This is a genomic window from Plasticicumulans sp. (assembly GCF_035331805.1).
GTDB lineage: Bacteria > Pseudomonadota > Gammaproteobacteria > Competibacterales > Competibacteraceae > Plasticicumulans.
This window is the reverse complement of record NZ_DAOLKE010000520.1, coordinates 1-1,791: the sequence shown is the minus strand read 5'-3', so window position 1 is coordinate 1,791 and position 1,791 is coordinate 1. Positions and strand designations below refer to the sequence as shown.

General features: G+C 75.5%; 1 protein-coding gene. It reads left to right on the top strand.

The window, feature by feature from the left end:
- Window positions 1-1,791, top strand: a 1,791-nt coding sequence (locus tag PKE44_RS19025; RefSeq protein ID WP_324554367.1) for a hypothetical protein, incomplete at both ends; no start/stop codon positions are given.

Here is a 1,791-nt window from a genome sequence, read left to right as displayed (position 1 = left end):
GAGGCGCTGCCGGCCGGGCGGCCGCTGACGCTCGCGCTGCCGACACTGATCGCTGCCGGCGGCCGGCCGCCGGCCGCCGCCGCGTCCGAGGTGGCGGTCGATCTCGATCCACCGCCGATCTTCCACAGCACGCGGCCGGCGACGCTGCTGATGTTCTACGGCCCGCCGGCCTTTGAGCCGGTCGGCGACTCGCCGCTGCAGGCGGCGACCAACACCGAATCGACGGTGCTGTACGAGCCGGATGCGCAGCGCTACTGGCTGGCGCTCGAGGACGGCTGGCTGACGGCCCCGGATCTGCGTGCCGGGCCGTGGACGCAGCCGGCCAGCCTGTCGCCGGCGTTCCGGTCGCTGCCGGCCGATGCCTGGGGCGCGCTGACCGCGCGCGGTCCGGGGCCGCGCATGACGCGCGCGCCGGCCGTGATCTACAGCGAGCGCCCGGCCGAGCTGATCGTCACCGACGGCCCGCCGCGCTACGTGCCGGTCGCCGGCACGCGGCTCGAAGCCGTCGCCAACACCGACTCGCCGGTGTTCGTGCTGCCCGTGGCACGCCGGCATTACTTCCTCACCGCCGGGCGCTGGTTCACGGCACCGACGCTGGCCGGCCCGTGGCTGCCGGCGACGACCGATCTGCCGCCGGACTTCACGCAGATTCCGCCAAACGGGCCGTACGGCTGGGTGCTCGCCTCGGTGCCGGGCACGCCGGCGGCGGCCGAAGCCGTGGCGCTCGCCGGCGTGCCGCGCAAGTCGACCGTGCCGCGCCAGGGCCTGCGCTACGCGCCGGTCTACGACGGTCCGCCGCGCTACGAGCCGATCGACGGCACCGGCGGCGTCGACTGGATCGTCAACACGCCGTACGAGGTCGTGCGCTACGAGGATCGCTACTACGGCGTCGATGACGGCGTCTGGTTCGTCGCCGACGAGCCCGGCGGGCCGTGGTATCCGGCCGAGCGCGTGCCCGGGGCGATCTACCGCATCCCGCCGGCGCATCCGCTCTATCACGTCACCTACGTGCGCATCTACGGGCACACGCCCGAGACCGTCACCTACGGCTACACGCCGGGCTACACCGGCCAGTACGTCAGCAACGGCGTGCTGATGTTCGGCGTCGGGGCGCTGGTCGGCTGGGCACTGGCCGATCGTGGCGACCGCCACCCGGACCACATCCCTTACCGGCCGTGGTATCGGCCGGCGCAGCCCTGGCGCGCGTACGGCTACGGGGCCGTGTACCGGCCCGGCAAGGGCTTCGCGCCGCGCGGCTGGGCCTGGGGGCGCTACCGGCCGAAACCGCTGCCGGTGGCCTGGACCGGTCACGAGAAGCGCTGGGCGCGCTCGCCGCTGCTGATCGAACAGCGGCGGGTGACGACGACGACGGTGCTGTCGGCCGGCGCTGCGGCGCGCACCCGCGTCGTCGAGCTGCCGGGCACGCCGTTCGCCGGCGGGGACCGCTACCGGCGCTGGGGCGGCAGGAGCCCCGCGCTCGATGAACGCTGGCAGCAGGCCCGCCGCTTCGAGGCGGCCCGCCCGGCTCCGGCGAAGCTGCGCCGGCAGGGGCCGATGTTCGTCGGTCAGGACGGCGCGCTGTACCGGCGCTCGGCGCGCGACGACTGGCAGCGCGTCGCCGGCGACGGCCGCAGCATCCCGGTCGATCGCGCACTCGCCACGCGCCAGATCGCGGCTCCGGCGAAGGGGCCGGGCGCGCGCGGGAGCGATGCGCTGCGCCGCGGGCAGGCGCTGGTGCCCACCCAGAACCCTGCGGATCGCCCGGATCGCCCGGATCGCCCGGATCGCGGC